General features: G+C 72.3%; 23 protein-coding genes. 8 read left to right on the top strand and 15 right to left on the bottom strand.

Features of this window, described 5'->3' with window-relative positions:
- Positions 1–127 precede the first annotated feature (127 nt).
- Positions 128–820, top strand: coding sequence for a hypothetical protein (locus AB0L45_RS13595; RefSeq protein ID WP_365839284.1), 693 nt, complete (start codon positions 128–130; stop codon positions 818–820).
- Between the two features lie 121 nt (positions 821–941).
- Here AB0L45_RS13595 and AB0L45_RS13590 read toward each other — a convergent pair whose 3' ends face one another.
- The 13 genes from AB0L45_RS13590 to AB0L45_RS13530 all read right to left on the bottom strand — a co-directional run bounded on the left by AB0L45_RS13590 (position 942) and on the right by AB0L45_RS13530 (position 14,230).
- On the bottom strand, positions 942–1,337 hold the full coding sequence (locus tag AB0L45_RS13590; RefSeq protein ID WP_365839282.1) for a YccF domain-containing protein: 396 nt from the start codon (positions 1,335–1,337) through the stop codon (positions 942–944).
- Between the two features lie 97 nt (positions 1,338–1,434).
- Positions 1,435–2,298, bottom strand: coding sequence for a zinc metalloprotease HtpX (htpX, locus tag AB0L45_RS13585; protein ID WP_365839280.1), 864 nt, complete (start codon positions 2,296–2,298; stop codon positions 1,435–1,437).
- A 305-nt stretch (positions 2,299–2,603) separates the two neighbouring features.
- Positions 2,604–4,292 carry an NADH-quinone oxidoreductase subunit N gene (locus AB0L45_RS13580; RefSeq protein WP_365839278.1) on the bottom strand — a complete coding sequence of 563 codons (1,689 nt, stop codon included), beginning with the start codon at positions 4,290–4,292 and terminating at the stop codon, positions 2,604–2,606.
- Entirely contained in the window at positions 4,292–5,965 is a 1,674-nt protein-coding gene (locus AB0L45_RS13575) for an NADH-quinone oxidoreductase subunit M (protein WP_365839528.1), read from the bottom strand. Before AB0L45_RS13575 ends, AB0L45_RS13580 begins: the two co-directional genes overlap by 1 nt.
- Positions 5,966–5,982: 17 nt before the next feature.
- Positions 5,983–8,016 (bottom strand): NADH-quinone oxidoreductase subunit L, encoded by a 2,034-nt coding sequence (locus tag AB0L45_RS13570; protein WP_365839276.1) that lies wholly within the window; start codon positions 8,014–8,016, stop codon positions 5,983–5,985.
- Entirely contained in the window at positions 8,013–8,414 is a 402-nt protein-coding gene (gene nuoK, locus AB0L45_RS13565) for an NADH-quinone oxidoreductase subunit NuoK (RefSeq protein ID WP_365839274.1), read from the bottom strand. Before nuoK ends, AB0L45_RS13570 begins: the two co-directional genes overlap by 4 nt.
- The gene (locus AB0L45_RS13560; protein ID WP_365839272.1) at positions 8,414–9,034 is read right to left on the bottom strand and encodes an NADH-quinone oxidoreductase subunit J; all 621 of its coding nucleotides are present in this window, start codon (positions 9,032–9,034) and stop codon (positions 8,414–8,416) included. Before AB0L45_RS13560 ends, nuoK begins: the two co-directional genes overlap by 1 nt.
- Positions 9,031–9,648 carry an NADH-quinone oxidoreductase subunit I gene (locus AB0L45_RS13555; protein WP_365839270.1) on the bottom strand — a complete coding sequence of 206 codons (618 nt, stop codon included), beginning with the start codon at positions 9,646–9,648 and terminating at the stop codon, positions 9,031–9,033. Before AB0L45_RS13555 ends, AB0L45_RS13560 begins: the two co-directional genes overlap by 4 nt.
- Positions 9,648–10,613: a complex I subunit 1 family protein gene (locus AB0L45_RS13550; protein ID WP_365839268.1), complete on the bottom strand. Its 966-nt coding sequence runs from the start codon at positions 10,611–10,613 to the stop codon at positions 9,648–9,650. Before AB0L45_RS13550 ends, AB0L45_RS13555 begins: the two co-directional genes overlap by 1 nt.
- Entirely contained in the window at positions 10,610–11,767 is a 1,158-nt protein-coding gene (locus AB0L45_RS13545) for an NADH-quinone oxidoreductase subunit C (RefSeq protein WP_365839526.1), read from the bottom strand. Before AB0L45_RS13545 ends, AB0L45_RS13550 begins: the two co-directional genes overlap by 4 nt.
- Before the next feature lie 110 nt (positions 11,768–11,877).
- A complete protein-coding gene (locus tag AB0L45_RS13540) occupies positions 11,878–12,777 on the bottom strand; it encodes an NADH-quinone oxidoreductase subunit B family protein (protein ID WP_365839266.1) in 900 nt (299 codons plus the stop codon).
- Positions 12,768–13,169, bottom strand: coding sequence for an NADH-quinone oxidoreductase subunit A (locus AB0L45_RS13535; RefSeq protein WP_365839264.1), 402 nt, complete (start codon positions 13,167–13,169; stop codon positions 12,768–12,770). The genes AB0L45_RS13540 and AB0L45_RS13535 overlap by 10 nt, the downstream gene beginning before the upstream one ends.
- Before the next feature lie 161 nt (positions 13,170–13,330).
- Positions 13,331–14,230 carry a hypothetical protein gene (locus AB0L45_RS13530; RefSeq protein WP_365839262.1) on the bottom strand — a complete coding sequence of 300 codons (900 nt, stop codon included), beginning with the start codon at positions 14,228–14,230 and terminating at the stop codon, positions 13,331–13,333.
- Positions 14,231–14,402: 172 nt separating this feature from the next.
- Here AB0L45_RS13530 and AB0L45_RS13525 point away from each other — a divergent pair, with 172 nt between their 5' ends.
- A complete protein-coding gene (locus tag AB0L45_RS13525; protein WP_365839260.1) occupies positions 14,403–14,654 on the top strand; it encodes a hypothetical protein in 252 nt (83 codons plus the stop codon).
- Positions 14,655–14,965: 311 nt separating this feature from the next.
- Here the strand turns inward: AB0L45_RS13525 and AB0L45_RS13520 are convergent, their stop codons facing one another.
- Together AB0L45_RS13520 and AB0L45_RS13515 are read right to left on the bottom strand one after the other, a co-directional pair.
- Positions 14,966–16,378, bottom strand: coding sequence for an EsaB/YukD family protein (locus AB0L45_RS13520; RefSeq protein ID WP_365839258.1), 1,413 nt, complete (start codon positions 16,376–16,378; stop codon positions 14,966–14,968).
- Between the two features lie 85 nt (positions 16,379–16,463).
- Positions 16,464–17,141, bottom strand: coding sequence for an RDD family protein (locus AB0L45_RS13515; RefSeq protein ID WP_365839256.1), 678 nt, complete (start codon positions 17,139–17,141; stop codon positions 16,464–16,466).
- A gap of 149 nt (positions 17,142–17,290) precedes the next feature.
- On the opposite strand from AB0L45_RS13515, the gene AB0L45_RS13510 reads away from it, so the two are divergent.
- The 6 genes from AB0L45_RS13510 to rarD all read left to right on the top strand — a co-directional run bounded on the left by AB0L45_RS13510 (position 17,291) and on the right by rarD (position 25,794).
- On the top strand, positions 17,291–18,667 hold the full coding sequence (locus AB0L45_RS13510) for a sensor histidine kinase (protein WP_365839254.1): 1,377 nt from the start codon (positions 17,291–17,293) through the stop codon (positions 18,665–18,667).
- Positions 18,668–18,976: 309 nt separating this feature from the next.
- A complete protein-coding gene (locus AB0L45_RS13505; RefSeq protein WP_365839252.1) occupies positions 18,977–20,293 on the top strand; it encodes a sensor domain-containing protein in 1,317 nt (438 codons plus the stop codon).
- A 204-nt stretch (positions 20,294–20,497) separates the two neighbouring features.
- Complete coding sequence (locus AB0L45_RS13500; protein WP_365839524.1) at positions 20,498–21,157, top strand: response regulator transcription factor; 660 nt, start codon at positions 20,498–20,500, stop codon at positions 21,155–21,157.
- A gap of 274 nt (positions 21,158–21,431) precedes the next feature.
- Positions 21,432–23,435, top strand: a complete 2,004-nt coding sequence (locus AB0L45_RS13495; protein ID WP_365839250.1) for a 2-oxoacid:acceptor oxidoreductase subunit alpha — start codon at positions 21,432–21,434, stop codon at positions 23,433–23,435.
- Positions 23,428–24,522, top strand: coding sequence for a 2-oxoacid:ferredoxin oxidoreductase subunit beta (locus AB0L45_RS13490; protein ID WP_365839248.1), 1,095 nt, complete (start codon positions 23,428–23,430; stop codon positions 24,520–24,522). The genes AB0L45_RS13495 and AB0L45_RS13490 overlap by 8 nt, the downstream gene beginning before the upstream one ends.
- 195 nt (positions 24,523–24,717) lie before the next feature.
- Positions 24,718–25,794: an EamA family transporter RarD gene (rarD, locus tag AB0L45_RS13485; protein ID WP_365839246.1), complete on the top strand. Its 1,077-nt coding sequence runs from the start codon at positions 24,718–24,720 to the stop codon at positions 25,792–25,794.
- Positions 25,795–25,853 lie beyond the last annotated feature (59 nt).

Here is a 25,853-nt window from a genome sequence, read left to right as displayed (position 1 = left end):
GTCCCGTATGCCGGCTTCGTATGCCGGCCCTCCCGGAAGGGACACCTTCGCACACCGTCCGATCACCGTTCGCTCTCCGGAATCAGGCGCTTGACCTCAAGTTTGGTCGAGGTCCGAGAGTGTCCCTATGACTTCGGAAACGGAAACTCAGCAGGCGGAGCACGTGCGGTTTCTGGTGGACGCGCTCCCCGACACCCGGCGGGCCGGCGTCGGCACCGTACTGATCAGCGAGTGGGACGCGGGCAGCCCCGAGCGGCAGCAGGCCATGGCCGAGGGCGCCGCGCGGGCGCTGCGGGCCGCGCCGCTGCCGGACGGCCTGGTCTCGCAGGTCTACCTCACCGGTACGGACGGCCGGACCGTACTCGGCTTCGGGCAGTGGGAGGACGGGCAGGCCGGACCGCCCCAGACGGCCGTCGAGCCGGACGGGGCGCGGCGCTACCGCTACTACCGCAGCCTGCTGCCGCAGGGCGAGCAGCCGGAGCCGGGGTGCGTCGTGGCCGTCTCCTTCGAGACGACGGGGCACGAGGCCGCACGGCAGCTCGTCGACGGTCTGCTGGACCTGATGGGCGGCGTGCAGCCGGGATCCGCAGAGACCTCGCGTACCGGGTCCGGCGGAATCTCCTCGAACTTCCACATCAGTGAGGACGGCACCCGGGTCTTCAACTACAGCGAGTGGACGGACGAGGCAGCGCATCAGCACATGATCGACACGTCTCTGCAGCAGGGCAGCGCGGTGCTGAACCTCATCGCGGGCATCCCGGGCGTCACGCCGCTCGGCTTCAAGCGGTACGTGACGCCTCGGGGGGTCGTACGGCGGTGAGGTCCGTACGAGGGCCGGGCCGTACGGCGATGCGGTGCGTACGGGGCCGGGCCGTACGGCGATGCGGTGCGTACGGTGTGGGCGCGGCCCGGTGCGTGGGCGGCGGGGGCGCCCAGTGCCCTCAGTGACGCCCGGCGAAGGGCTGGTCCGTCGGGACGATCTCGCGGCCGAGCGGGAGCAGGGAGAGCGGCACCATCTTGAAGTTCGCGATGCCGAACGGGATGCCGATGATCGTCACGCACTGCAGGGCGCCCGTGACGATGTGGCCCAGCGCCAGCCACCAGCCCGCGAAGATGACCCAGACGACGTTGCCGATGACCGAACCCGCGCCCGCGTCGCGCCGCTCCACCGTCGTCCGGCCGAACGGCCACAGCGCGTAGCCCGCGATGCGGAACGAGGCGATGCCGAACGGGATCGTGACGATCAGGATGCAGCAGATGATGCCCGCGATGACGTAGCCGATGGCCATCCACAAGCCGCTCAGGATCAGCCAGATGACGTTGAGGACGAGCTTCATGGTCGGCAGCCTTCCGTGCACCTGAGGTGCGGTGGTGGTGTCTTTCCTCCAGGTAGACGCTGCGACGGTCGGAAACAGTTGCGGCCGGGGCCCGGCTTCAGGACTGCCGGCCCGCCATCTGTTCGAGGCGGGTGATGCGCTCGCGCATCGGCGGGTGGGTCGAGAAGAGCTTGGTCATCCCGTCACCGGGCCGGAACGGGTTGGCGATCATCATGTGGCTCGCCGTCTCCAGCCGTGGTTCGGCCGGCAGCGGGAGCTGCTGGGTGCCCGCCTCCAGCTTGCGCAGCGCGGAGGCCAGCGCGAGCGGGTCGCCGGTGAGCTGGGCGCCGGAGGCGTCGGCCTGGTACTCGCGGGAGCGGCTGACGGCCAGCTGGATGAGGGAGGCCGCCACCGGCCCGAGGATCATTATCAGGAGCATGCCCAGGATGCCCGGGCCCTCCTCGTCGTCGGAGCGGCCTATGGGAATCAGCCAGGCGAAGTTGACCAGGAACATCACCACCGAGGCCAGGGCTCCGGCCACGGACGAGATGAGGATGTCGCGGTTGTAGACATGGCTGAGTTCGTGGCCGATGACGCCGCGCAGTTCGCGCTCGTCCAGCAGGTGCAGGATGCCTTCCGTGCAGCAGACGGCGGCGTTGCGCGGGTTGCGGCCGGTGGCGAAGGCGTTGGGGGCCTGGGTGGGTGAGATGTACAGCCGGGGCATGGGCTGGCGCGCGGCCGTGGAGAGTTCGCGGACCATGCGGTAGAGCTGGGGGGCCTGGAACTCGCTGACCGGGCGGGCGCGCATCGCCCGCAGCGCGAGCTTGTCGCTGTTCCAGTACGCGTAGGCGTTGGTTCCCAGGGCCACGAGGACCGCGATGACCAGGCCCGTACGGCCGAAGAATCCGCCGATGACGATGATGAGTGCGGACAGTCCCCCGAGGAGTACGGCGGTCTTGAGCCCGTTGTGCCTGCGGTGCACGGTACGCCCTCCAGGTGGTGCGGCAGGGGAACCCTTTGCTGACGTTTCCGCCACTTTTCAGTGGACCCTTTCTGTCTGGTCAACGCCAGATGAGGGGTGCTGGTTCCCTTGTGCATCCGCGGACGGCGTACGGCCGTGCGAGTGAGCCCGCGCGCGGGTGGTTCCCGTGCGCTCCCCCGGCAGCGGGTGCCGGCCCGGCGCGTTCCGGCCAGAAGGCGGCCGCGGCCCCGGGAGGGGGTGGCCGAAGATCGCGGTCGGCGGTCAGCCGGAAGGCGGGCCGAGCCGGTCGCGCCGGCGCGGCCCGCTCAGAGGAGCGCGCCGGACGCGAACCGGAGGACCAGCTGCGGCGCCCCGGAAAGGACGATGCCGAGGACGGCGGCGAGGGCGACGGCGGCGGCGACGGGAGCCGGGACCTTCGCCTGGGGGAGCCGGGACGTGCCGGCGGTCTCGGGAGCCCGCGTACGAGCCCCCTCGGGGCCCGTGGGCCCCGCGGCCCCTGTGGCGCCCTCCTCGCCCCCTGCGGCACCGACCGTGGCCCGCACCTTCGCCTCGGCCCTCTCCCCGGCCTCGGCTTCCCCGGCCACGGCCCCTTCCCCGGTCTCCGCCCCGGCCGTCTCCCCCGCCGTACGGAAGAGCACCGCCGTCCACTGGAGGTAGTAGTACAGCGCGATCACAACGTTGACGGCCATGACCACCGCGAGCCAGGCCAGGCCCGCGTCGACGGCCGCCGAGAAGACCGTGACCTTGGCGAACAGACCGATGATGCCGGGCGGCAGGCCCGCGAGGCAGAGCAGGAAGAAGCCGAGGGCGAGCGCGGCCAGGGGGCGCTGTGCGTAGAGGCCGCGGTAGTCGCTGATGCGGTTGGCGGGGTTGGTACGGGCCACGAGGGCGGCCACCCCGAAGGCGCCCAGGTTCACGGCCGCGTACATCAGGGCGTACGCGACGGTCGAGCCGATGGCGTGTGCCGCGTCCTCGGCGTACCCGGCGGCGGCGATCGGCACCAGGAGGTAGCCGGCCTGGCCCACCGAGGACCAGGCGAGCAGGCGTACCGCGCTGTGCGCGCGCTCCGGCGCCTGGCGCAGCGCGGCGACGTTGCCGACGGTCATGGTCAGGGCGGCCAGGACGGCGACGGCCGGGCCCCAGATGTCCGCGTACGAGGGGAAGCCCTCGACCGTGACCAGGATGAGGCCCGAGAAGCCGACGGCCTTGCCGATGACGGAGAGGTACGCGGCGATCGGCAGCGGCGCGCCCACGTAGGTGTCGGGCACCCAGAAGTGGAACGGCACGGCGGCGGTCTTGAAGGCGAAACCGACGAGGGTCAGCGCGACGCCCGCCGTGGCCAGGGTGGCCAGCTGGGGGTCGGGCAGGTCCGCCAGGGCGGTGGCGACGCGGCTCAGGTGCAGGCTGCCGGTCGCCGCGTAGACGAAGCTGACGCCCAGGAGCATGACCGCGGTGGCCGCCACCGAGGACAGGAAGAACTTCAGGGCCGCCTCTGAGGAGAGGCGGTTCGCGCGCCGCAGTCCTACGAGGGCGAAGGCGGGCAGGGAGGCCACTTCGAGGGCGATGACGAGGGTCGCCAGGTCCCGGGAGGCGGGCAGCAGGGCCGCGCCCGCCGCGGAGGACAGCAGCAGGAACCAGAACTCGCCCGCGGGCAGGCGCTGGTCCTCGACGGCGGTGACCGACAGCAGGGCGGTGAGCAGGGCCCCGGCCAGCACCAGGAACTGGATGACGACGGCGAAGTGGTCGGCGGTGTAGCTGCACACGCCGGGGTCCGTGGTCAGGCAGAAGGTACGGCGGTCCCCTGCCACGAGGGGGGTCAGGGACAGCGCGGCGAGGGCCAGGCCGCCGATCGCGCACCAGCCGAGGAGCGGCTTGCGGTCCTGGGGGACGAAGAGGTCGGCGACCAGGACGGCCAGGGCGACGACGGCGGTGAGGGTGGGCGGTGCGACGGCGACCCAGTCGACGGACTGGACCAGGGAGGTCACGGAACTCATCACTTACCGCCTCCGAGGAGCTGCTGGACGGCCGGGTCGGTGAGGCCGAGGAGGGCCGCGGGCCACAGGCCGGCGAGGACGGTGAGCATGGCGAGGGGCGTCCAGGCCGCGTACTCGTAGCGGGCCAGGTCGGGGATGACGGGGGCGGTACGGGTGGCGCCGGGTTCCTCGGAAGCCGCGATCGCGACGGCGCCGGGTTCCTCGGAAGCCGCTGCCGCGTCGGCGCCGGGTTCCTCGGAGGCCGGGAGGCCGGTCGTACCGGCCGCAGCCGTCTCCTTGCCCCCCATGCACACCCGCCGTACGACGATCAGCAGGTACGCGGCGGTGAGCAGCGTGCCGAGCCCGGCCAGCGCCATGAAGGTGAGGAACGCGGGGCGGCTGAGGCCCGCGGCGGGCTCGAACGCGCCGAACATGGCCAGCATCTCGCCCCAGAAACCGGCGAGTCCGGGCAGCCCGAGGGAGGCGATGGCGCCGAACGCCAGCAGGCCGCCGAAGCGCGGGGCGCGCCCGTACAGGGCGGCGCCGGTGCGGCCCGCGAGCCGGTCCAGGTCGGTGGTGCCGTAGCGGTCCTTGAGGGCGCCGACCAGGAAGAAGAGGAGGCCGGTGATCAGGCCGTGCGCGATGTTGGCGAACAGCGCGCCGTTGACGCCGGTCGGTGTCATGGTCGCGATGCCGAGCAGGACGAAGCCCATGTGGCCGACCGAGCTGTACGCGATCAGGCGCTTGAGGTCGCCCTTGGCGCCGCGCCGGGCGAGCGCCAGGCAGGCGAGCGACCCGTAGACGATGCCGACGGCGGCGAAGGCGGCGAGGTACGGGGCGAAGGTGTGCATGCCGTCCGGCGCGATGGGCAGTGCGATGCGCACGAACCCGTACGTGCCCATCTTCAGCAGCACGCCGGCCAGCAGCACCGAGCCGACGGTGGGGGCGGCGGTGTGGGCGTCGGGCAGCCAGCTGTGCAGCGGCCACATCGGTGCCTTGACGGCCAGTCCGATGCCGATCGCGAGGACCGCCAGGAGCTGGACGGTATGGCTGAGCTGGGATTTCGGGCCGTTGTCAGTGGCGAGTGCCACCATGTCGAACGTGCCGGACTTCAGGCCGACGAGCAGGAGGCCCAGCAGCATCACGACCGAGCCGAGGAGGGTGTAGAGGATGAACTTCCATGCCGCGTAAGTCCGTTGCGCGCCGCCCCACCGGGCGATGAGGAAGTACATCGGGATGAGGACCATCTCGAAGGCGAGGAAGAACAGCACGAGGTCCAGGACGGCGAAGGTGGCGAGGGTGCCGGCCTCCAGGACCAGGAGCAGGGCCACGAATGCCTTGGGGGACGGGCCCGCGGGCAGGTGGAAGTAGCTGTAGAGCGCGCAGAGGAAGGTCAGCAGCGCGGTCAGGACGAGGAGGGGGAGGGAAATGCCGTCGATGCCGAGATGGATCCGGATGCCGAGCGCCTGGATCCAGCTGATGTCGGTGGTGGCCTGCATCCGGGCCGGGTGGTCGTGGTCGAAGCCCACGGCCAGGGCGACGGCCGCGGCCAGCACGACGCCGGTGACGGTCACACCGTGGCGCAGTACGGCCTGGTCGGGGTCGCGGCCCTTGAGGCCGGGCGGGGCCGGGAGGAGTGCGGCGACCGCGCCCAGCAGGGGCAGGGCGACGACAGCCGCGAGGAGAAGCTGCATAACGGTGTGATTCACGGTCAGGCTCCCGTGCCCGTAGCGACGAGGACGACGGCGACGGCCAGGACCAACGAGCCCGCGAGCAGCGCGCCCAGGTAGGTCTGCACATTGCCGGTCTGGGCGCGGCGGACGGCGGCTCCCAGCCAGCGGGAGGCGGTGCCCGCGCCGTGGACGTACGTGTCGACGACCTCGCGGTCGAGGAAGCGCACGAGCCGGGCGCCGGCCCGTACCGGCCGGACGAACAGGGCGGTGTAGACGGCGTCGAGGTGGAAGCCGACGGCGGCGGGGCGGTGCAGCGGCCCCAGCAGGAGCCGGCCGGGGTCGGCGGGGTCCGGGGCGCCGGCGTTGTCGCCGTAGGCCGCGGCGTGGGTGGCGATGGCGCTCTCCTCGGAGTCCGCGGGGGCGGCGGCCGGCTCCACGGCGACCGCGCCGAGCGGCACGCGGGCGGCGAGGGCGGTGGTGTGCCGCCAGGCGCCGTAGGTGACCAGGGCGCCGACGAGGGCGACGCCGGTGCCCAGGACGGAGGTGGTCAGGGTCGGGGTCAGCGAGCGGCCGTCGAACCAGTCGGGCAGGACGGGGGTGGCGAGTCCGAGGGTCAGGGTGGGGACGAACAGCACCCACAGCACGGCGTTCATGACGATCGGCTGCTTGCCGTGGTCGGGGGCGGTTTCCGGGCCCTTGCCGTGGAAGGCCAGCAGCCACAGCCGGGTCGCGTACCCGGCGGTGAGGAGGGCGGTGAGCAGTCCGGCGATCAGCACGGTCCAGCCGGCCGCGGCGGGGACGGCGGCGAGCGTGCCGGAGGCCGTCGCGTGGCTGGTGGCGGCGTGTTCGGCGGCGCCCAGGACGGCTTCCTTGGAGAAGAAGCCGGCGAACGGGGGGATGGCGGCCAGGGCGAGCAGCGCGACCGTCATCGTCCAGTAGGCGTCGGGGATGCGCCGGGCCAGGCCGCGCATCCGTGACATGGCGGCGAGCGAGTTGGTGCCGGCGGCGTGGATGACCACGCCGGCGGCGAGGAAGAGCAGGGCCTTGAACGCGCCGTGCGACAGGAGGTGGAAGACGGCGGCGCCGCGGTCGCCGACGGCCAGCGCGCCGGTCATGTAGCCGAGCTGGCCGACCGTCGAATAGGCCAGGACGCGCTTGATGTCGTCCTGGGCGAGGGCGGCGAGTCCGGAGCCGACCATGGTGACCGCGGCCATGACGGCGAGCACGATCATCGCGGTGGCGGAGGCCGCGAAGACGGGGAGGAGACGGGCGACGAAGTAGACACCGGCGGCGACCATGGTGGCCGCGTGGATGAGGGCCGAGACCGGGGTCGGGCCGGCCATCGCGTCGGGCAGCCAGGTGTGCAGCGGGAACTGGGCCGACTTGCCCGCGACACCGGCCAGGAGCAGCAGCGCGATGAGCGTGGGGTGGTCCAGGCCGCCGACCGCGACGGTCTTGAGGATGCCGGTGATGCGGAACGTACCGGCGTCCGCGGCCAGCGCGAAGAGGCCGAAGAGGAAGGGGACGTCGCCCAGCTTGGTGACGAGGAACGCCTTGAGGGAGGCGGAGCGGGCGGCTTCGGTCTCCCAGTAGTGGCCGACCAGGAAGTACGAGCAGATGCCCATGATCTCCCAGCCCACCAGCAGCACCATCAGGTCGCCGGAGTAGACGACCAGCAGCATCGCGGCGGTGAAGAGGGAGACCAGGGCGGAGTAGGAGGGGTAGCGCGGGTCGTCGCGCAGGTAGCCGGTCGAGTAGATCTGCACGCAGCAGGCGACGACGGCCACGAGTACGGCGACGAGGGCGGCGAAGCCGTCGATGTGCAGGGCGAGGTCGACGGGGACCGAGCCGGTGGGGGTGAGCCGGGTCGCGGCGTCCACCGGGGTCTTCCCCGCGCCGGCGCCGCCATCCTGGGAGACGGCCACGACGACGGCCAGGACGGCCGCGGCGAGGGTCGGCAGGATGGCCAGCGGGCGCACGAACCCGGGCGCACGGCGGCCGAGGAAGAGGCCCGCGAGAGCGCCGAGGAAGGGGAGGAGGGGTACGAGTACGGCGGTGGTCGTGGTCGTCACGCGGCGGCCTCCGCCCGGTGGTCCGGCCGCGGCCGGCCGGCGGCGCCGTCCGGGCCGCCGGTGAGGTCATCGTTCGGGTCCGTGCCGTCCGGGTCTTCGGCGAGGTCGCGGAGGCGGTCCACGTCCGAGCTGCCGCGGTTGCGGTAGACGAGCAGGACGATCGCCAGGCCGATGCCGATCTCGGCGGCGGCCACGGCGATGGTGAAGAGGGTGAGCGCCTGGCCGGCGTGCAGCTTGTCGCGCAGCCAGACGTCGAACGCCACGAGGTTGAGGTTGACGGCGTTGAGCATCAGCTCGACGGACATCAGGACCAGGATCGCGTTGCGGCGGGCGAGGACGCCGTACAGGCCGACGCAGAACAGGAGGACGGCGAGGACGGCGGGACAGGCGAGATGCATCAGCCTTGGTCCTCTCTGAGACGTGCGCGGTCGGCGGGCTGTTTGCGCAGCCCAGGCTGGTTGCCGCGGTCGGCCTGTGCGCGGTCGCCGTGTTTGCGGGAGAGCACGATCGCGCCGACGAGGGCGGCGAGGAGGAGGACGGAGAGCGCTTCGAACGGCAGCACCCAGTACTGGAACAGGCTGCGCCCGGAGGCTTCGGTGGAGCCCTGGACCGCGCCGTCCAGGTCGATCCAGGTCGTACGGAACGCGTCCGCGACGACCCAGACGAGCGCGGCGGCGGAGGCGGCGGCCACGGTGAGCGCGGCCCAGCGGTTGCCGGAGTCGGCGTTCTCGGAGCGGCCGATGGGCGCCTTGGTGAGCATCAGCCCGAACAGGAGGAGGACGACGACGGACCCGACGTAGATCAGGACCTGTACCCAGGCGATGAACTCCGCGGTCAGCAGCAGGTACTCGACGGCGATGCCGCCGAGGGCGACCACCAGCCACAGGGCGGCGTGCACCAGCTGTTTGGTGGTGACGGTGACCACGGCCGAGCCGAGGGTGACGAGGCCGACCAGGAGGAAGGCGATCTCCACCCCGGTCGGGGAGAGGAAGCCATGGCTTGCGGCGGCGAGCGTCACGCTTCCCCCTGCTGTTCCTGCGCGGTGTTCCCGGCGGCTTCCTGCGCTGCCTGCCGCTCGGCGGCTTCCTGCGCGGCGAGCTTGTCGGCGGCCTTGCGGGCGGCGGCGATCTCCTTGGGCTCCTCGGCCGCGGGGTCGAGGGCGGGCGGTTCCGGCACCGTCCACATCCATTCGCGGAGTTTGTCCCGCTCATGGGTGAGGTTGTGGATGTCGGTCTCGGCGTACTCGAACTCCGGCGACCAGAACAGCGCGTCGAACGGACACACCTCGATGCAGATACCGCAGTACATGCACAGGGAGAAGTCGATGGCGAAGCGGTCCAGGACGTTCCGGCTGCGCTCGCGGCCGCCGGGGGCGGCGGGCGGCACCGTCTCCTTGTGGGAGTCGATGTAGATGCACCAGTCCGGGCACTCGCGCGCGCACAGCATGCAGACCGTGCAGTTCTCCTCGAACAGCCCGATCACGCCGCGGGTACGCGGTGCCAGTTCGGGCTGGACCTCCGGGTACTGCTCGGTGACCGAACGCTTCGTCATCGTGCGCAGGGTCACGGCCAGGCCCTTGGCCAGACCGCTGCCGGGCCAGCCGGACTTCTTCGCCGGGTTCTCCGCGGCCATTACGAGATCACCACCTTGACGACGCCGGTGAGGGCGATCTGGGCGAGGGCCAGCGGGATCAGCACCGTCCAGGCCAGCTTCTGCAGCTGGTCCTCACGCAGCCGCGGATAGCTGACGCGCAGCCAGATCACACCGAAGGCCAGGACCGCGGTCTTCAGCAGCGTCCACAGCCAGCCGAGCCCGTCGGCGCCGAACGGACCGTGCCAGCCGCCGAGGAAGAGGACGGAGGTCAGGGCGCACAGGACGAGGATGCCCGCGTACTCGGCGAGCAGGAACAGCGCGAAGCGCAGCCCGGTGTACTCGGTGTAGGCGCCGAAGATGATCTCGGAGTCGGCGACCGGCATGTCGAACGGCGGCCGCTGCAGTTCGGCCAGCCCCGCCGTGAAGAAGACCAGGCCGCCGACGATCTGCCACGGCACCCACCACCAGTGGAAGGCGTCCAGGATGCCGGGCAGCGAGAGCGTCCCGGCGGCCATCGCGACGGAAGCGGCGGTGAGCAGCATCGGCAGCTCGTACGCGAGCAGCTGGGCAGCCGTACGCAACCCGCCGAGCAGCGAGAACTTGTTGGCCGAGGCCCAGCCCGCCATCAGCGAGCCCAGCACGCCGACGCCCATGACGGCGAGGACGAAGAAGACACCCGCGTCCAGCGACTGCCCGACCGCGTTGTCCGGGCCGAGCGGAATGGCGACCAGCACCAGCAGGTACGGCAGCAGCGCGACGGCAGGCGCCAGCTGGAAGATCCGCCGGTCGGCACCGGCCGGTACGACGTCCTCCTTCTGCGCGAACTTCACCCCGTCGGCGACCAGCTGCGCCCAGCCGTGGAAGCCACCCGCGTACATCGGCCCGAGGCGGCCCTGCATATGGGCCATGACCTTGTGCTCGGTCTGGCCGATGACCAGCGGAAAGACCAGGAAGGCGACGAAGACGGCGATCAGGCGCAGGGCGATGTCGAGAGCGTCGCTCATGGTCTGGTCCCGCCTTCTGGTCTGGTCCCGCCTTCTTCCGCTGTGGTGCCGGGGGGTTGGTCGGGGGTCTGGGCCGGGGTCTGGTCGGTGTCGGGTTCGGGTTCGGGGGCGGGTTGCGGCTCGGGCTTCGGCTCCGGCTTCGGGGCGGCCTCCGGCTCGGGTTCGGGAGCGGCCTCCGGCTCGGGCTCCGGCTTCGGGGCGTCCTCGAAGGCGGGGCGGGCGTGGTGCCACGGGGCGTCGGAGGAACCGGTCGTGGCGGACGGCTTCGCGTCCCCGGACGGCTTCGCCTCCCCGGACGGCTGCCCGGTCGGCTGCTGGCTCGCCGAGCCCTGGCTCGCGCTGCGCATCCGGCGGGCGGGACGTTCCGGCCGGGGGGCCGGGGCCTCGCTGACGGCCGGCGCGTCCGCGGCCCGCGCTTCCTTGGCCTGCGCGTCCGTGACCTGCGCATCCGCGGCCGGCGTCGGCGTGCTGTCCGCGGCGCTCTGCTGGCTCGCCGAGCCCGCGCTCGCCGTACGCGTACGGCGGGCAGGCCGCTCCCCGGCCGCCCCACCGGCCGCACGGGCGCCACGGGCGGGCCGGGCCGGGGCAGGCGGCAGCTGGCCCTTCAGCGGGCCCCACTCGTTCGGGTCGGGCACACCGGGCGGCAGCATCTGGCGGCGCTTGGGACCGCCGTGCTCGGACTCGCCCGGTTCCTTGGCCCCCGGCCACGCCTTGGCGACCCGTGCGGCCAGCACGAAGTCCTTGCGCAGCGGGTGGCCCTCGAAGTTCTCCGGGAGCAGCAGGGGCTCCAGGTACGGGTGGCCGGTGAAGTCCACGCCGAACATCTCGTGCGTCTCGCGCTCGTGCCAGCCCGCGCCCGCGTACACGCCGGTGGCGGTGGGGAGGACGGCCGCCTCGTGCGGGACGGTGGTGCGCAGCACCAGGCGCCGTACGCGCCCGGGCCGGGCGATGTCGGCGAGGTGGGCGCAGACGCGGAAGCCGGTACCGGGCTCGTCGACGGCGCTCAGCCAGTCGAAGTAGCTGCACCCGAGGTCGTCGCGGGCGGCGGTCAGCGCCGGGATCCAGGCGTCGGCGGGTACGTCGACGGTCAGCAGGTCGTACGCCTCTTCGGCGGTCGCACCGGGACCGAAGAGCTCGGTGGCGGGACCGGGCAGCCAGCCGACGGGGGGCGCGGGCGGCGCGTCGGCAGGCGCTTCCGCGGGCGCGGCAGCCGGCGACTTCTCGGCGGGCGGCTCGGCCTGCGGGGCCGGGGGCTGTTCGTCGCTCACTGGTCCCCCGCTCCCTTCGGCTTCCCCGCGTCACCCGCGTCAGCAGCATCACCCACGCCACCCGCGCCATCCACGCCAGCAGCCTCACCCGCGCCACCGGCATCACCTGCGTCACCCGCGTCAGCAGCGCCACCGGAGTCAGTAACAGCGCTGGTATCGGGAGCGGCGCTGGCATGTGCAGCAGCGCTGGTACCGGCAGCCGCAGCGGCATCAGGACCGGCCCCGCCTCCACCCGGAGCCCCAGGCACCGGCGGCGTCACCAGCCCGCTGCGCAGCGCGGCGGCCGACGGCCCCGAGGGCGCGGCGCCGTTGCCGTTGACCGCGCTGTCCGCGGCATCCGCGTACCGCTCCCCCAGCGACTCGCGGGCGATCTTCTCCTGGAGCTTGAGGATGCCCTGGAGCAGCGCCTCGGGCCGGGGCGGGCAGCCCGGTACGTACACGTCGACCGGGATGATCTGGTCGACGCCCTTGGTGACCGCGTACGAGTCCCAGTAAGGGCCTCCGCAGTTCGAGCAGGCGCCAAAGGAGATCACGTACTTCGGTTCCGGCATCTGTTCGTAGAGCCGTTTGACCGCGGGCGCCATCTTGTCCGTCACCGTGCCGGAGACGATCATGAGGTCCGCCTGCCGGGGGCCCGGCGCGAAGGGGATCACGCCCAGCCGGATGAAGTCGTGCCGCGCCATCGACGCGGCGATGAACTCGATCGCGCAGCAGGCGAGCCCGAAGTTGAAGACCCACAGGCTGTAGCGGCGGCCCCAGTTGAGGACCACCTTCATGGGTTCGGGAGCCAGGCGGGCGAGCGGGCCGAGCCGGCGTCGTTCGACGGTGCCGCCGGCGGACACGACAGGCAGTTCGGTGCCCGTCGCGGTGGCCGGCTTCGCGTTCGTCACGTCCATTCCAGGACGCCCTTCTTCCATGCGTAGAGCAGGCCGACGGCGAGGAAGCCGAGGAAGATGAACATCTCCACCAGCGTGGCGCCGCCGAAACCGGGGGCGGCGAAGACCGTCGCCCAGGGGAACAGGAAGATCGAGTCGACGGCGAAGATCACGTACAGGAAGGCGTAGACGTAGTAGCGGACCTGGGTGTGTGCCCAGCCCTCGCCCACGGGGTCCACGCCGCATTCATAGGTGAGCAGTTTCTCCGGGGTGGGCACCACGGGCCGCAGCAGCCGCCCGGCACCGAAGGCCACGGCCACGAAGAGCACACCGATCACGGCGATGAGCCCGACGACCGAGTACCCCTGGAAATAGTCCGCGGCAAGGCTGGTGCGTACGGTCGCGTCCGGCACGTCCGCCCTCGCTCCCTGACTGCTCTTGTTCAACGACTTCGACGATCTGTACGCACGGGAGTCTAGGCCCTGGCCCGCCCCAGGTGAGCAGTCGCGTCACATGGCGGGCAGCTATGGCCCGTCTTCGCCCCACCTGGCCCCTTCTTCGAGGAGCCGCGCCGTCAGCCTTCGCGCTGCCGGCCCGGCCCGCGCGAGACGGCGCGGTCCATCACCTCGGCGGCGAGCCGCGCCGCCGCCTCCCGCGTCCGTTCGCCCAGCAGCTCCGTACGGACGGCACCCCCGCCGGCCAGATGCCGGTCGTACGGCAGCGGAAGCACCGCGGCGCCGCCGGTCCCCAGGTGCTCGACGGCCTTGCGTACGTCGATGCCTCCGTCGGGCGAGGTGTGGTTGAGCACGACGACGGTGGTGGGCAGCAGCCCGCGGTGCACCCCGCCCATCCACTCCAGTACGGACTTGGTCGCCAGGACGCCCTCGACGGTCGCGGGCGTGACCAGCACCCGTGCCTGCGTGGTGACCAGCGCCGTACGCGCCACCTCGGCCGGCAGCGTCTCGCAGTCCACGACCGTGGTCGCGAAGTGGCGGCGCAGGGAGGTCATGACGATGCGGTACGTGTCGATGTCCAGCCGGGTGCCGATCGCGCCCTGGCTGCCGGGCAGCAGCCAGCCGCCGCCCGTGAACGGCAGGAGGTAACCGGTCAGGTCGGTGATCAGCATGGACGGGTCGACGATCTGCGCCAGGTCGGTGCTCGACCAGCGCACCTCGCGCGCGCCCAGCCGGTGCGGCAGCGTGCCCAGCGCCGGGTCGGCCTCCACCGCGAGCACCGGGTCAGAGCGGTAGTGCGCGTACGTGAGGGCCAGCAGGGCGGCGACCGTGGACTTGCCCGCGCCGCCGCGGATGCTGGAGACGGCCAGCTGGCGGCCGGTGGTCACGGGCTGCTGGATGGCGTGCGCGGCACGCGTGACGGCCTCGGTCTCGGCCGCCGCGGACGAGGCGAACACCCGCCGCAGCGCCCGCCCCGCCCGCCGGGCGACGGTCTCACCGTGCCGGGGCTTGGCCTGCACACCGTCCAGCTCGGGCGGCAGGACGGGGACGGAGACGGGGGTGGGAGCGAGGGCGGAGGCCGGGCGGTACGGCTGCTGCGTTTGCGGTTGCGCATTCGCTGTCGGGGCGGCAGCCGGGTCGGTCGGTACAGCTGGGATGACCGGTACGGCCGGGCCGGTCGGTGCAGCCGGGATGACCGGTACGGCCGGGCCGGTCGATACGGCCGGACTCGTCGATACGGCCGGGCCGGTCGATACGGCCGGGATGACCGGAGGCGGGACCGGCGTGGGTACGGGCGGGGCCACCGGCATCGTCCCAGGCGTCATCGGCACCGCACCGCCACCGCCACCGCCCGCCCCCGGCGCGTACCCGGGCATCGGCGGCACCACCGGCCCCACTGACCCCACCGGACCCACCGACCCCACCGAGCCCATACCCGCCTGAGACCCCGGCTCCACCACCCGCCCCGCCTCACCCACCCGCTCGGGTTGCCCCACCCGCTCGGACTGCCCCACCTGCTCTGGCCACCCCGTCTGCCCGGACTGCCCCACCTGCCCGGGCACCCCCACCTGTCCCGACTGCCCTTCCTGTCCGGGCTTTCCCGATCGCCCGGGGTGTCCCGTCCGCCCGGGCTGCCCCGCCTGTCCCGACATCAACCTTCCGCCGCCCCTTCTGGTCGAACTGATCGCTCCGGTCGACCGTCGCGGCCGATCATTTTCGTCGACTGGGCCGGCCCTTTCCGGCCGGCCGACTGGTCAGAACATGTCCAGCAGCCCGCCGTACGCGCCGAACGCCCCGGCGGCGACCGGAATCAGCGCCACCACGCTCACCGACTCGACCAGGTTCATCAGGTGCCGCGCCCGCGTCCGTACGTGCTCAGGCGGCCGTACCGCGAGAGCCGCGAGCGGCAGTACGGCCAGCAGGCCCAGCGCGGCCAGCGCACCCGCCGGATTCGCGCCGTCGGTGGCCCACAGCAGGACGAGCCGTACGCAGACCGCCGTGCCGGCCAGCAGCAGCGCCACGACCTCCAGGACCAGCGGGTAGGCCCGCGCCCGCGAGAACAGCACGACGCACAGCAGCACCGCGGCCGCCACCGACCAGCCGTCCGCCGCGCCGGACGCGTCCCCGGCGCCGCCGGCGGCCAGCACACCGGCCGCTCCGGCCGACACGGCCGTCGTGACGGCGGCCAGGGTGAGCCCGCGGTGCGTGGCGCCCAGCGCCGCCGCGGCACGCTGCGTGCCGACCGGCGCACCACCGGGGTGGCGGTCGTCCAGGCGCGTCAGACCGGCCGACGCCAGGGCGAGCCGTGGCAGGTAGCCCAGGACGAGGACCGAGACGACGCCCACCGCGACACCGGTACGCGCCGGGTCGGCGACCGCGGCCACCGCTTCCCACACGCCGACCGCGGCCGCGACGGCCGCCGCCCCGACGAGCCCGCCGCGCCCCAGGCCCGTACAGAGCCCGAGCAGTGCGAGGACGGCCGCCACCGTCAGCCCGGCAGTGGCCGGACGGGCGGTGCCGTCCGGCACCACGCCCCAGGAGGCGAACACGCCGAGCGTTCCGCCTGCCAGGAGCAGCGCGGTACCCAGCGCCCTCCTGGCGAGCAGCGAAGCAGCTGCCGCACCGGCTCCGGCCGCGACCAGCGCGGCGAGGGCGAGCCACAGTCCGGCCCGGTCGAGGCCGTACCGGTCGCCGGCGAGCACTCCGGTGACGGCGGCGAGCAGCACGGCGGCGACGACCGCCGCCCACGTCCGGCTCCGCTCGTCCCACCGCCAGGGCAGCCCGGTACGCCCGTCCCCCCACCCGGAGTCCGCGCCGTACCCGCTGCGGTCATCGCCGTACCCGCTGCGGTCGTCACCGTTCCCGTAGGCGGTCGGGACCTCCGGCGCACCTCGTTCCCGCACCAGCCGCAGGACGGACCCGTCCATCACATTCGCAGAAGCAAGCGTCTCGCTGAGCGCGAGCCCGGCTCCGCCCGCCGTCACCAGACGGCACGTCAGCGGCGCGTGCTCCGCCCGGTCGCCGATCGCCCGCAGGATCTCGGGCAGCAGCGCGCCGACCGGCTCGTGCGCGGGCAACACCAGGTCGACCCGCCGCCGTTCGCCCGCCAGTACCACCCGCCGCAGCGTCATCCGCTGCCCGGCCTCAGCCTTCACTACGCCGACCACGCCCCCGTACTAGAACCGGAACCCACCCCACCGCACCGCACCGCGACACGATACGACCCGCCCCTCCCGCCCCGGAACCTGGCGCCTACACGCGCTTGACCACCACGGTGCCGGCCACCTTGTCGTGCAAGCACTGGCGGAACGGTTCGTCCCAGCAGCACCACAGCACGTTGAGCAGCCCCAGGAACGGCACGAAGCCCATCGGGAACACCACGGCCCAACGGCCGAGCGCCTGCCCGAAGGAGAGCCCCGTCCCGTCGTTCAGCCGGGCGATCCGCATTCCGCAGATCCGCTTGCCGAACGTGCCGCCGTACTTCCAGTTCATGAACGGCTCGTAGAGCAGCACCCCGATGACCAGGGCGATCCCGAGGAGGGCCGTCGGGATGCCCACCCCGGGACCGCGCGGCAGCACGGCCTGGACGAGGCCGACCACCGCGATGACGATGAAGACGGCGACGAACTGGAAGAGCACGTCCAGCGCCCGCGCCCCGAGCCGCGCGCCCTGACTGGCCAGCATGGCTATGGGCGGGCCGCCCGCCTGCGGCGCCCCGTACGGGGAGTACCCCTGCTGTCCCGGCATTCCGTATCCGGGCGCCTGTCCGGTCCCGTACGCCCCGTAGGGCGGCTGCTGCCCGTACGGTGCCTGCTGTCCGTGCGGAGGCTGCTGCTGGCCGTACGCCCCTTGTTGTCCTTGTTGTCCGTACGGATTCTGTTCTCCGTACGGATTCTGCTGTCCGTACGGCCCCTGCTGGTACTCACTCATGTCGCAGATCCAAGCTGCCGTGTCCGCCTTCGCACAAGCCGCGCCCGCCACGGCCCGCGCGAGCGAGCCGGCGGGGTGAGGAAAACCCCACCCCCGGTCACCGACGTCCCCCATGGTCACTACCAGCGGTGACGGGCAAGCTAGGGCCTATGACCGCACGTTCCGCTCACGACGGACGCCACGAGCACCGCTCCGGAGGAGCCGTACCGGCGCCGGGCGCCGGCTCCGGCCACGGCGACGGTGCGCCCCTGCCGCCGCCGCGGGCCGCGCTCGCCCCCGCGACCTGGCGGGAGACCGTCCATCTGCTGACCAACCTGCCGCTGGGCGTCCTGGCCTTCACCGTGGTGACCGTCTGGCTGCTGACGGGGATCGGGCTGTCCGTCACCGTCGTCGGGCTGCCGCTGCTCGCGGTGGGGCTCCTGGTGTGCCGTCAGTACGGCAAGCTGGAACGCGCCCGCGCGCGGCGCCTGCTGGGCGTACGGGTGGACGAACCCACCCCGCTGCACACGGCGGGGAGCGGCTTCTTCCCCTGGCTGTGGCTGCGCCTGAAGGACCCGGTCGGGTGGCGGCACGCGCTGTACGCGTTCATCCGGCTGCCGTGGTCGATCCTGACCTTCCCGCTGACGATCGCCTCGTTCTTCCTCCTCTGGCCGGCCCTGCCCTGGATCACGCGCGTACTGACCAACGCCGACCGGATGATGGTGCGCAGCCTGCTGTCGCCCTCGGACGAGCTCGAACGGCGGATCGCCGAGCTGAAGACGGACCGCGCGACGGTCTCCGACACCGCCGCCGCCGACCTGCGCCGCATCGAACGCGATCTGCACGACGGGGCGCAGGCCCGCCTCGTCGCGCTGGCGATGGGGCTCGGCCTGGCCAAGGAGAAGCTGCTGGAGGACCCGGACGCGGCGGCGCGGATGGTCGACGAGGCGCACGGCGAGGTGAAACTCGCCCTCCAGGAGCTGCGCGACCTCGCACGCGGCATCCACCCGGCGATCCTCACCGACCGCGGGCTGGGCCCGGCCCTCACCTCCCTGGCGGGGCGGTGCACGGTCCCGGTCACGGTGCAGGTGGACGTGGCGGAGCGGCCCGCGCCGGCGATCGAGAGCATCGTGTACTTCACCGTCTCGGAGCTGCTGCAGAACATCTCCAAGCACAGTGGCGCGCGGGCGGCACGGGTCGAACTGTGGCGCGCCCAGGACCGGCTGCTGATCCAGGTGCAGGACGACGGGCGCGGCGGCGCGCGGCTGGAGGGCGGCAGCGGGATGGCCGGGCTCGCGGAGCGGCTGGAATCGGTGGACGGGATGTTCGTCCTCGACTCACCGCCCGGCGGGCCGACGCGGGTCACGGCCGAGCTGCCGTGGCGGGACCGGTCGGGGGAAGCGGGCGGCCGCCAGACAGCCGCGAAGGGCGCGGGGCCGGATGCGGGTGCGGGGACCGGTACGGCGACCAGGCCGGGGCTGGGTACGTCAGCGCCCGGCGGGAAGGCGCGCAGGCGGGACAAGGGGGAACGGGCGTCTCGGCGGTAAGGGACACGAGCACCGGCGGCTGACCGGCAGGCGTCAGGCGTCTCAGGACGCGAAGGCGGGGTGGCGACTGCCGCCGTACGCGGAGGGCAGCGAGCGGCCGTCGCGGACGCGTGCCGGGGGGTGGGGAAAACCCCAGGGTGAAGACTGCGCTTTCCCTCATGGTGCGGGCGGCGCCGAGCGCGGATTCTGGATGCAGTCGGCAGAGCCGGACGCAGCGGGTCTGACGGCGGCAGCAGCTGGACATCGCCGAAGGTGTGCGACGCACTTCCGGCCGGCCGACCCGGACCTGACAGAACGGACGACGAGACCATGGACACCGCCTACGGACGCCCCCACCCGCCGGCCTCTCGCGTACCGACAGCGCTGCGCGCCCCGCTCTCGGGCCGTACGTGGCGGGAGTTCCTCTACCTCATCGTGAGCTTCCCGGTGTCCTGCGCGATGTTCTGCTACGCCGTCACCATGCTCTCCCTCGGTGCCGGCCTGCTGATCACGTTCCTGGGCATACCGGTGCTCGCGGGCGGGCTCATCGGCTGCCGGGGGCTCGGGGCGCTGGAGCGTCTGCGGGCGCGCGCTCTGCTGGACCTGGACGTAGGCCGCCCCGAGCCGGTGCGTGCCGCCAAGCCGGGCATGATGAGCTGGGTCGGCGCGGTCCTCAAGAGCGGCGCCTCCTGGCGCCACCTCCTGTACTCGATACTCCACTTCCCCTGGGCGCTCTTCGCCTTCGTCTTCTCGGTGACGTTCTGGACGGTGGGCTGGTCCCTGCTGTTCTACCCGCTGTGGCAGTGGGTGTTCCCCGCCTACCTCGACCAGCCGGGCATCCAGCTGTGGGGCAACGGCCGGGGGGACGGCCTCTACCTGGACTCCCCTCCCGGCATGGCGATAGCCAGCCTGATCGGCCTGCTGACGGTCCTGGCCGGGCCGTGGGTGATACGCGGGCTGACACACGTGGACCGGCTCCTGGTGCACGGGCTGCTGGGCCCCTCCCCGCTCGCCACGCGCGTCTCGGAGCTGGAGACGGACCGCGGGGTGGTCGTGGACACCGCCGCCGCCGACCTGCGGCGCATCGAGCGCGATCTGCACGACGGCGCGCAGGCCCGGCTGGTGTCGCTGGCCATGGATCTGGGCCTGGCGAAGGAGAAGCTGGCCGAGGACCCGGCGGCCGCCGCGAAGATGGTGGACGAGGCGCACGGCGAGGTGAAGGTGGCCTTGCAGGAGCTGCGGGACCTGGCGCGCGGCATCCATCCGGCGATCCTCACCGACCGCGGGCTGGGCGCGGCCCTGTCGGCGCTCGCCGCCCGCTGCACGGTGCCGGTCAAGGTCTCCGTGGACCTGGGCCAGCGTCCGGCCGCGGCCATCGAGGGCATCGCCTACTTCACCGTCTCGGAGCTGCTCCAGAACGTCTCCAAGCACGCCCGGGCGAGCAGCGCCCGCGTCGACGTGTGGCGGGTGGCGGACCGGATCATGGTGCTGGTCGAGGACGACGGGCAGGGAGGCGCGCGTACGGAAACGGGCAGCGGCCTCGCGGGCCTGGCCGAACGGCTCAGCGCGGTCGACGGCCTCCTCGTCATCGACTCCCCGGCCGGCGGCCCGACCGTCATCACGGCAGACCTCCCCTGGCGCGGCTGACACACCCGTCCGGCAACGCCCCGCCCCACGCCCCACGCCCACCCACCCCCACCGAACCGAACGCCACCCCACCCCCACCCTGTCCGGAGTGTCCCCCGTCGTTTGGCGGCAGGTGGGGGCGGGCGGGATCGGATGCTGGGATGCTGGGGGCGCAGGGGTGGGAAATTACGGAACGTGGGGGCTGGAAGAGCCGTGGAGGACAGGGTGCGGGTGGTCATCGCCGAGGATTCGGTGCTGCTTCGGGAGGGCCTGACCCGGTTGCTGACCGACCGTGGGCACGACGTCGTGGCGGGGGTGGGCGACGCCGCGGCGTTGATCAAGGTCGTCGGGGAGCTGGCCGCCGACGGCGAGCTGCCGGACGTGGTGGTGGCGGACGTACGGATGCCGCCGACGCACACGGACGAAGGGGTGCGGGCCGCGGTGCGGCTGCGGCGTGAGCATCCGGGGCTGGGGGTGCTGGTGCTGTCGCAGTACGTGGAGGAGCAGTACGCGACGGAATTGCTCGCGGGATCCAGTCACGGCGTCGGCTATCTCCTCAAGGACCGGGTAGCCGAAGTGCGGGAGTTCGTCGACGCGGTGGTGCGGGTCGCCGGGGGAGGCACCGCGCTGGACCCCGAAGTGGTCGCGCAGCTCCTGGGCCGCAGCCGTAAGCAGGACGTGCTGGAGAACCTCACGCCACGGGAGCGGGAGGTCCTGGGGCTGATGGCCGAGGGGCGGACGAACTCCGCGATCGCGCGGCAGCTGGTGGTGAGCGACGGTGCGGTGGAGAAGCACGTCAGCAACATCTTCCTCAAGCTGGGCCTGTCCCCGAGTGACGGGGATCACCGCCGGGTGCTTGCCGTCCTCACGTATCTCAATTCCTGAGCAACCGACACGCTGTCAGTCGCGCAGGTTGCGGGCGGCCCCGGGGGCCGTCCGGGACCTGAGACGTAGAACCAATGGCCGAGGCGCGCGCGTCTTGGAGAAGGGGGCCGGGGGGCGGTTGTTCCATGACAATTCCTGACAGAACGCTGTCTCACGTCCACGTCCATCATGTGATCGGCCCAGGGAAGGCGACCCTTACCCACGTACGATGTTCGTGGGACGACCGGTCGGCACGACGAGTCCCGAGCCACCGCCCCGAGGGAGGTCCGAAGCAGTGACCAGCCAGGTCAGCAGCCAAGCCGAGCAGGCCGACGGAGCGCTCACCGGGGAGCCGCAGGCTCCCGGGACCGGCGCCGGAGTCGACGGCGGGAAGAACGGCGGTAAAGAGGTACGTCGCCTGGACCGGGTGATCATCCGGTTCGCGGGCGACTCCGGTGACGGCATGCAGCTCACGGGTGACCGGTTCACCTCCGAGACGGCGACGTTCGGCAACGACCTCTCGACGCTGCCGAACTTCCCCGCCGAGATCCGGGCCCCCGCCGGCACTCTGCCGGGTGTCTCCAGTTTCCAGCTGCACTTCGCGGACCACGACATCCTCACGCCCGGCGACGCGCCGAACGTGCTGGTGGCGATGAATCCGGCGGCGCTGAAGGCGAACCTGGCGGATGTGCCGCGCGGCGCGGAGATCATCGTCAACACGGACGAGTTCACCAAGCGCCCGATGGCCAAGGTGGGCTATGAGGTCAGTCCGCTGGAGGACGGGTCGCTGCAGGCGTACAACGTGCATCCGGTGCCGCTGACGACGCTGACGATCGAGGCGCTCAAGGACTTCGGGCTCTCCCGCAAGGAGGCCGAGCGCTCGAAGAACATGTTCGCGCTGGGGCTGCTGTCGTGGATGTACCACCGGCCGACCGACGGCACCGAAGCGTTTCTGCGGCAGAAGTTCGCCAAGAAGCCGGACATCGCCGAGGCCAACGTCGCCGCCTTCCGCGCGGGCTGGAACTTCGGTGAGACCACCGAGGACTTCGCGGTCTCCTACGAGGTCGCGCCGGCCACCCAGGCGTTCCCGACGGGGACGTACCGCAACATCTCCGGCAACCTGGCGCTGTCGTACGGCCTGATCGCCGCCGGGCAGCAGGCGGACCTGCCGCTGTACCTGGGCTCGTACCCGATCACGCCGGCCTCGGACATCCTGCACGAGCTGAGCAAGCACAAGAACTTCGGCGTGCGCACCTTCCAGGCCGAGGACGAGATCGCCGGTATCGGCGCGGCACTGGGCGCCGCCTTCGGCGGTGCGCTGGCGGTGACCACCACCTCGGGCCCCGGTGTGGCGCTGAAGTCGGAGACCATCGGCCTCGCGGTCTCCCTGGAGCTGCCGCTGGTGATCGTGGACATCCAGCGCGGCGGCCCGTCGACGGGGCTGCCCACCAAGACCGAGCAGGCCGACCTGCTGCAGGCGATGTACGGGCGCAACGGCGAGGCGCCGGTGCCGATCGTGGCGCCGAAGACGCCGGCCGACTGCTTCGACGCGGCGCTGGACGCGGCCCGTATCGCGCTGACCTACCGGACGCCGGTCTTCCTGCTGTCCGACGGTTACCTGGCCAACGGCTCCGAGCCGTGGCGCATCCCGGAGGTCGACGAACTGCCCGATCTGCGGGTGCAGTTCGCCTCCGGCCCCAACCACACGCTGGCCGACGGCACCGAGGTGTTCTGGCCCTACAAGCGCGACGAGCAGACCCTGGCCCGCCCGTGGGCGGTGCCCGGCACGCCGGGCCTGGAGCACCGCATCGGCGGTATCGAGAAGCAGGACGGCACGGGCAACATCTCCTACGACCCGGCCAACCACGACTTCATGGTCCGCACCCGCCAGGCGAAGGTCGACGGCATCGAGGTGCCGGACCTGGAGGTCGACGACCCGACGGTGGACGCCGCCGTCCGCGACGGCCAGGGCGCGGCCGCCGCGCAGGGCGCCGACACCCTGGTGCTGGGCTGGGGCTCGACGTACGGGCCGATCACCGCCGCCGTCCGCCGGGTCCGGCGTGAGGGCGGGCGTGTCGCGCAGGCCCATCTGCGCCATCTCAACCCCTTCCCGCGGAATCTCGGCGCGGTGCTGGCGCGTTACGACAAGGTGGTCGTACCGGAGATGAACCTCGGCCAGCTCGCCACCCTGCTGCGGGCGAAGTACCTCGTCGACGCCCGCTCCTACACCCAGGTCAGCGGGATGCCGTTCAAGGCCGAGCAGCTTGCGGAGGTCTTTAAGGAGGCCATCAATGACTGAGACGATCGCGGAGGGGACCTCGACGATCGAGGCGCTTTCCCTGGTGCCCAAGGCCGAGGCCAAGCAGTCCATGAAGGACTTCAAGTCCGATCAGGAAGTGCGCTGGTGCCCCGGCTGCGGGGATTACGCGGTTCTCGCCGCCGTGCAGGGCTTCATGCCCGAGCTCGGCCTGGCCAAGGAGAACATCGTCTTCGTCTCGGGCATCGGCTGCTCGTCCCGCTTCCCGTACTACATGAACACCTACGGGATGCACTCCATCCACGGCCGCGCCCCGGCCATCGCCTCCGGCCTGGCCTCCTCGCGCCGTGACCTGTCGGTATGGGTGGTCACCGGTGACGGCGACGCGCTGTCCATCGGCGGCAATCACCTCATCCACGCGCTGCGCCGCAACGTCAACCTCAAGATCCTGCTGTTCAACAACCGGATCTACGGCCTGACCAAGGGCCAGTACAGCCCCACCTCCGAGGTCGGCAAGATCACGAAGTCGACGCCGATGGGCTCCCTGGACGCGCCCTTCAACCCGGTCTCGCTGGCCATCGGCGCCGAGGCGTCCTTCGTCGCCCGCACCGTCGACTCCGACCGCAAGCACCTGACCAGCGTGCTGCGCGCGGCCGCCGCCCACCCGGGCACCGCGCTGGTGGAGATCTACCAGAACTGCAACATCTTCAACGACGGCGCCTTCGAGGTCCTCAAGGACAAGCAGCAGGCCGAGGAAGCCGTCATCCGCCTGGAGCACGGCCAGCCGATCCGCTTCGGCGCACCCGCCGAGGACGGCCTCGGCTCCAAGGGCGTGGTACGGGATCCGGCCACCGGCGACCTCAAGGTCATCGACGTGACGGCCGAGGGCGCGGACGCGGTGCTCGTCCACGACGCGCACGCCTCCTCGCCCACCACCGCCTTCGCCCTGTCCCGCCTGGCCGACCCGGACACGCTGCACCACACCCCCATCGGTGTGCTGCGCAACGTGGACCGCCCGGTCTACGACACGCTCATGGGCGACCAGCTGGACACCGCCATCGAGCAGAAGGGCAAGGGCGACCTGGCCTCCCTGCTCGCCGGCAACGACACCTGGACGGTGGTCGGCTAGCAGCCGGCCGCGGGCCTTCCGGTGCCCGTACGGAGCGTCTTCGGACGCGCCGTACGGGCACCGTTCATTTACGGACGCGCCTGTCATGACCGTATCCCGGTACGGGCATGACAGCTGGGCCGTCCGGCGTTACCTTCGGAGCGCGACCCGCACCACCGCCGGCGCAGATGGAGCAGCGTTTTTCCGGAGGTCCCCTTGCCACCCCAGTCCGACCAGCGCACTGGACTCGTCTACGGCACGGCCGCATACGTGGTGTGGGGCCTGCTCCCGCTGTACTGGCATCTGCTGGGCGACCTGGCCCCCGCCGAGATCCTGGCCCACCGGATGGCGTGGTCGCTGCCGGTCGCCCTCGTCATCCTGGTGGCGATGCGCCGCTGGTCCTGGGTGGGGCAGCTACTGCGGCAGCCCGGGCGGCTCGGCCTGATCCTGGTCTGCGCCGCGGTCATCTCCGTCAACTGGTTCCTGTACATCTGGGCCGTCAACGCCGGGCACGTGCTCGAAGCGAGCCTGGGCTACTTCATCAACCCGCTGGTCAGCATCGCCTTCGGCGTCCTGGTGCTGCGCGAGCGGCTGCGGCCGTTGCAGTGGACGGCCGTGGGTGTCGGTACGGCGGCCGTGGCCGTGATGGCCGTGGCGTACGGCAAGGTGCCCTGGATCTCCCTCACGCTGGCGTTCACGTTCGCCACGTACGGACTGGTCAAGAAGGGCGTGAAGCTGGACGGCATCGAGGGCTTCAGCGCCGAGACGGCGATGCAGTTCCTGCCCGCGCTGGGCATCCTGGTCCTCCTCGGCGCGCGCGGCGAGGTGGGCTTCGTGTCCGGCGGGGTGGGACAGATGCTGCTGCTCATGGGCTGCGGCGTGGCCACCGCGCTGCCGCTGATCGCCTTCGGGGCGTCGGCGGTACGGCTGCCGCTGACCGTGCTCGGCATGCTCCAGTACCTGGCGCCCACCTTCCAGTTCGCGCTGGGCCTGCTGGTCTTCCACGAGGAGATGCCGGTGGAGCGCTGGGCGGGCTTCGGCCTCGTCTGGCTGGCGCTGGCGGTGCTGACGTACGACGCGATCCGCACCGCCCGGAACGGGCGCGCGGCGCTGGCCACGGCCCGCAGGGCGGCCCGCAAGGCGGTCGGGGAGACGGCCGCGGCCGTGCCCCAGGCCGCCCCGGAAGCCGCCCCCGCCACGCGGCCCGCCTCAGCCACGCCACGACCCGCCACCGCTACCGCCTCCGCCTCGGCACGCCAGGAGCCCCAGGCGCCCCAGAAGTCCGCCCCCTGACGAGCACCGCCAGGCTCCGGCCCGCCGCGCGAGCGATATGCGGGTCGGGGTGTCCGGAT

Source organism: Streptomyces sp. NPDC052496 (genome assembly GCF_040679095.1).
In the GTDB taxonomy this organism is placed as follows: domain Bacteria; phylum Actinomycetota; class Actinomycetes; order Streptomycetales; family Streptomycetaceae; genus Streptomyces.
The sequence above is the reverse complement of the archived record's forward strand: the minus strand, read 5'-3'. Positions and strand labels throughout refer to the sequence as shown.

Coding starts and splice junctions, on each gene's coding strand:
- AB0L45_RS13595 (WP_365839284.1), top strand. CDS start 128: ATGACTTCGGAAACGGAAACTCAGCAGGCGGAGCACGTGCGGTTTCTG.
- AB0L45_RS13590 (WP_365839282.1), bottom strand. CDS start 1,337: ATGAAGCTCGTCCTCAACGTCATCTGGCTGATCCTGAGCGGCTTGTGG.
- AB0L45_RS13580 (WP_365839278.1), bottom strand. CDS start 4,292: ATGAGTTCCGTGACCTCCCTGGTCCAGTCCGTCGACTGGGTCGCCGTC.
- AB0L45_RS13575 (WP_365839528.1), bottom strand. CDS start 5,965: ATGCAGCTTCTCCTCGCGGCTGTCGTCGCCCTGCCCCTGCTGGGCGCG.
- nuoK (WP_365839274.1), bottom strand. CDS start 8,414: ATGCATCTCGCCTGTCCCGCCGTCCTCGCCGTCCTCCTGTTCTGCGTC.
- AB0L45_RS13555 (WP_365839270.1), bottom strand. CDS start 9,648: ATGGCCGCGGAGAACCCGGCGAAGAAGTCCGGCTGGCCCGGCAGCGGT.
- AB0L45_RS13550 (WP_365839268.1), bottom strand. CDS start 10,613: ATGAGCGACGCTCTCGACATCGCCCTGCGCCTGATCGCCGTCTTCGTC.
- AB0L45_RS13540 (WP_365839266.1), bottom strand. CDS start 12,777: ATGGACGTGACGAACGCGAAGCCGGCCACCGCGACGGGCACCGAACTG.
- AB0L45_RS13525 (WP_365839260.1), top strand. CDS start 14,403: ATGACCGGTACGGCCGGGCCGGTCGATACGGCCGGACTCGTCGATACG.
- AB0L45_RS13515 (WP_365839256.1), bottom strand. CDS start 17,141: ATGAGTGAGTACCAGCAGGGGCCGTACGGACAGCAGAATCCGTACGGA.
- AB0L45_RS13510 (WP_365839254.1), top strand. CDS start 17,291: ATGACCGCACGTTCCGCTCACGACGGACGCCACGAGCACCGCTCCGGA.
- AB0L45_RS13505 (WP_365839252.1), top strand. CDS start 18,977: ATGGACACCGCCTACGGACGCCCCCACCCGCCGGCCTCTCGCGTACCG.
- AB0L45_RS13490 (WP_365839248.1), top strand. CDS start 23,428: ATGACTGAGACGATCGCGGAGGGGACCTCGACGATCGAGGCGCTTTCC.